This is a genomic window from Streptomyces panaciradicis, assembly GCF_023516615.1.
Classification (GTDB): Bacteria; Actinomycetota; Actinomycetes; order Streptomycetales; family Streptomycetaceae; genus Streptomyces; species Streptomyces panaciradicis.
In genome coordinates this window covers 1-3,732 of sequence record NZ_JAMGBF010000285.1, presented here as the reverse complement: position 1 = coordinate 3,732, position 3,732 = coordinate 1, and the positions used below count along the sequence as shown (strand labels likewise).

The following is a 3,732-nucleotide window of genomic DNA, read 5'->3' as shown; positions in this document are numbered from 1 at the left end:
GGCCCGGCGCGCGGCCGAGGAGCGCCGGGCGGCGGGCGAACCCGTCCTCGCCGCGCTCGCCGCCGCGGCCGGCATCGGTGCCGAACCGGCCGAGATCCCCGAGGAGTTGGCGGGCGAGACGCCCACGACCGTGCTGGCCGCCGTCGGCAACGCGGTGATGGAACTGGAGGCGGTCCGCCAGCGCCGCCAGATCGAGGACGCGGCGTTCGACAACGTCTGGCGTGGTTACTGACTAGGACACTGTCGCGCCCAGCAGGGCGCGGCAGTTGTCCCACAGGGGGCTCAGGCGGCCGGTGTCGTTGTAGAGCTTGGCGAACATCACCTGGCCCTCCAGTTGGGCCACCACCGCGCGCGCCGCCCCGCGGGGGTCGGCCGTGGTGACGTCGCCGCGCTCGCGGGCCTCGGCGATCACCGCCTCGACCATGTCGGTCTGGGCCTCGAAGATCTCCTGCAGCCGCGCGCGGACGGCCTCGGTCTGGTTGCTCAGCTCCAGGGTGAGGTTGCCGAACAGGCAGCCCGAGACGGTGCCGCAGCCCTGCTGGACGGCGCGCTGCCCGGCCTCCGTCTCCTCGAACAACCGCCGCAGCCGCGACAGCGGCTCCGCTTCCCCGCTCAGGGCGCGCGTCCAGTCGCGCTTCTGGGCCGCCCAGTGCTCGTCGACGACGGCGAGCGCGAGCGCTTCCTTGGACTCGAAGAAGTAGTAGAAGCTTCCCTTCGGCACCCCGGCGGCCTTGCAGATCTCGGCCACGCCCAGGGCGGAGTAGCCGCGCCCCTCGATCAGCGAGCGGGCGGCTTCGAGGATCTTCTGCTTGGCGTCGCTGGTGCGTCCCATACGAACAGTGTACGGAAGTATTAGACCGGTCGGCTAGTGAGGCGGCCGGTCCCCCGGTCACAGCAGCGGAAGCCCGTCCGCCTCGCGCCGCTCCAGCCGCGCCACCAGCTCCGCCGCCGACGCCTTGATGCTCTCCAGGCCCGGCCTGCCCCACGGCCGCGGCTCCACGTCGGCCACGCACACCGTGCCGAGCACCATGCCGGTGCTGTCGACGAGCGGTGCGCCCAGATAGGAGCGGACGCCGAACTCGTCGACGATCGCGTTGCCCGCGAACCGCGGGTAGTCGCGCACGTCCTCCAGCACCAACGCCTTGCGCCGGACCACCACATGGGGGCAGAAGCCGTGGTCGCGGGTCAGTTCCCGGCCCAGCACGGGCGCGCTGCCGTCGGCCCTGACGACGACGGCGGGCGGTACGGCCGGCACGTGCAGCCCCGCGAAGAACTGGCGGTTCTCGTCGATGAAGTTGACCATGGCGTACGGCGCCCCGGTCACCTCGGCGAGCCGGGCGGCGTAGGCGTCGAGGCCGGGGTCCGGGTGCTCGGTCAGGCCGAGTTGGCACAGGCGCCGGGTGCGGGCGGGGGCCTCCTTGTCCTCGGGGGTGAGCAGCAGTCGACCGGCGGGGCGCGCCGGGTCGTACCTCATGGGCGGGCTCCGTCACTGTGGACGCAGGTCATGTAGGGGCTCCATGGCGGGTGTTCGGGGATCACATGTGGGCGCCGTGGCTCGGCGCGTGGGCCGGGGCGTGTGCGATGAGGTGGCGGACGAGGGTCAGCAGGGTCTGCACGCCCGAGCTGGAGATCCGGGCGTCGCAGCGCACGACGGGGATCTCCGGGGGCAGGTCGATGGCGGCCCGGACCTCCTCGGGGTCGTAGCGGTAGGAGCCGTCGAACTCGTTGATGGCGACGATGAACCCGAGGCCGCGCTGCTCGAAGAAGTCGACCGCGGCGAAGCACTCCTCCAGGCGGCGGGTGTCGGCCAGGATGACCGCGCCGAGCGCCCCTTCGGAGAGTTCGTCCCACATGAACCAGAACCGCTCCTGGCCGGGCGTGCCGAACAGATAGAGCACATGCTCCGGATCGAGGGTGATGCGGCCGAAGTTCATGGCCACCGTCGTCTCGACCTTGTTCTCGATCCCGTCGAGCCGGTCGGTCGCGGCGCTGACCGTGGTGAGCAGCTCCTCCGTGCTCAGCGGCGCGATCTCGCTCACCGCGCCCACGAAGGTCGTCTTGCCGACTCCGAACCCTCCCGCGACCAGGATCTTCAGTGCGGTCGGGAAGGGGTCAGAGCTGTCGTCGTAGTCCATCGAGCACTGCCTCCAGTAGGGCCCGGTCGGTCGGGGCGTGGTGGAACTCGGGGGGCTTGGTGGTCAGCGCCCCGCAGTCGACGAGGTCCGACAGCAGCACCTTGGTGACCACCGCCGGCAGCTTGAGATGGCCGGCCAGCTCGGCGACCGAGACGGGCCCGTGGCACAGGTCGAGGGCCTGCTGGTGCTCGGGGCCGAGGTAGCCGAGGGGCGTGGCGCCGGTGGCCATCACGTGCGACAGGAGGTCGAGGGCGATGGTCGGCCGGGTGCGGCCGTTGCTGACCGTGAAGGGGCGCACCAGTCGGCCGGCCGCGTCGTCGAGCCAGGGCCCGTCGCCCGCCGCCGCCACGCTCAAGGCCTCATCGCCGTGGGTTCGACGGCGTGCTGCCGGGGTGCGGTGGCCAGGTACGGGCGGACGCTCTTGACCAGCATGGCCATCTCGTAGCCCAGCACGGCCGCGTCGGCCTCGCGGCCGGCGAGCACCGCGAGGCAGGTCCCGGAGCCGGCGGTGGCCACGAACAGCAGGGTCGAGTCGAGTTCGACGACGACCTGGCGGACCTCGCCGCCGTCGCCGAAGCGGACCCCGGCGCTGCGGCCGAGGGAGTACAGGCCGGAGGCCAGCGCCGCCATGTGGTCGGCGCTGTCGGCGTCGAGGCCGTGAACCGACTTCACGAGCCCGTCGCAGGAGAGGAGTACCGCGCTGGTGGTGTGCGGTACGCGCTGCACGAGGCCGCTCATCAGCCAGTCGAGATCGGATGCATGGCCGGTCGGCGCATCGCTCGCCATGGTGGATCGACTCCTTGGGGTACGAAGGTCTGCGGGAGCGGTGGGGGCGGGGGTGGGGGTAGCGGTGGTCATCCGGCCGGTGCGCTCCCGTCGTGCCGGGTGGGGTGGTCGGTGCCGCGCGCGGAGGCGGGGCGTGCCTGGGCTATGTGGGCCGGGTCCATGGGCGAGGCGTCCAGGGGCGACCGGCCCGTGGGCGGTACGTCCCTGGGGCGCGAGGCGGGGGTGGCGCCGACGTCCGTGTGGGGGCCGTCCAGGCGTGCGGTGGGGAAGCCGTGCGGGGCGGTGGTGTGCGGGTCGGTGGCGTGGGGCTCAATGACGTGGTGCTCGGTGGCGTGGTGCGGATTCAGGTGGGACGACAGGGAGGTCGGCCGGTCCTGCTCGGCGGAGACACTGAGCGGGTGCTCCATGTGCTGTGCCGACATGTGGCCCACTCCCGTGTGCTCCGCACCCGTGTGGTCCGCCTCAAGGTGCTGCTGGGCCTCGGCGAGACCGATGCCGCGTTGGAAGGCGGCCATCAGGCCCGGGTCGTGACCGGCGACCTGGTCGGCGTCCTGGCGCGGTGCCGGGCCGTCGCGCAGCTGGGGCGCGATGTGTTCCTGGGCGCGGCGGCGGGGCAGTTGCGGGGGCCGGCCCATGGTGCCGCGGACGGTGCCGGTGCGAGGCGTGGGCGGCGCGGTCGCGTGGTCCGCGACGAGATGCCGGTCGTCGGGCCGGATGCCGGGCACGGCCTCCGCCGGGTTGGGCCGCTCCTCGTGGGCGCCGCGCACGGGCAGTGGTGTGGGAGCGCCGCCCGGCGTGGTCCCGTGCGGCG

Annotated in this window: 5 protein-coding genes and 2 pseudogenes; 1 reads left to right on the top strand and 6 read right to left on the bottom strand. The window is 73.0% G+C overall.

The features are described from left to right. Positions 1-232 (top strand): annotated as a pseudogene (locus M8J74_RS43770) (GPP34 family phosphoprotein); the annotation flags it as partial. Here M8J74_RS43770 and M8J74_RS43765 read toward each other — a convergent pair. The 6 genes and pseudogenes from M8J74_RS43765 to M8J74_RS43740 form a co-directional block, all read right to left on the bottom strand. Then, complete coding sequence (locus M8J74_RS43765) at positions 233-832, bottom strand: TetR/AcrR family transcriptional regulator (RefSeq protein ID WP_249841720.1); 600 nt, start codon at positions 830-832, stop codon at positions 233-235. Positions 833-889: 57 nt separating this feature from the next. Next, on the bottom strand, positions 890-1,474 hold the full coding sequence (locus M8J74_RS43760) for a GAF domain-containing protein (RefSeq protein ID WP_058921821.1): 585 nt from the start codon (positions 1,472-1,474) through the stop codon (positions 890-892). Between the two features lie 61 nt (positions 1,475-1,535). Beyond that, complete coding sequence (locus M8J74_RS43755) at positions 1,536-2,135, bottom strand: GTP-binding protein (RefSeq protein WP_249841719.1); 600 nt, start codon at positions 2,133-2,135, stop codon at positions 1,536-1,538. Beyond that, entirely contained in the window at positions 2,113-2,484 is a 372-nt protein-coding gene (locus M8J74_RS43750) for a DUF742 domain-containing protein (protein WP_058921823.1), read from the bottom strand. The genes M8J74_RS43755 and M8J74_RS43750 overlap by 23 nt, the downstream gene beginning before the upstream one ends. 2 nt (positions 2,485-2,486) lie before the next feature. Beyond that, the gene (locus M8J74_RS43745) at positions 2,487-2,921 is read right to left on the bottom strand and encodes a roadblock/LC7 domain-containing protein (protein ID WP_058921824.1); all 435 of its coding nucleotides are present in this window, start codon (positions 2,919-2,921) and stop codon (positions 2,487-2,489) included. A 68-nt stretch (positions 2,922-2,989) separates the two neighbouring features. Continuing rightward, positions 2,990-3,732: pseudogene (locus tag M8J74_RS43740) on the bottom strand (sensor histidine kinase); the annotation flags it as partial.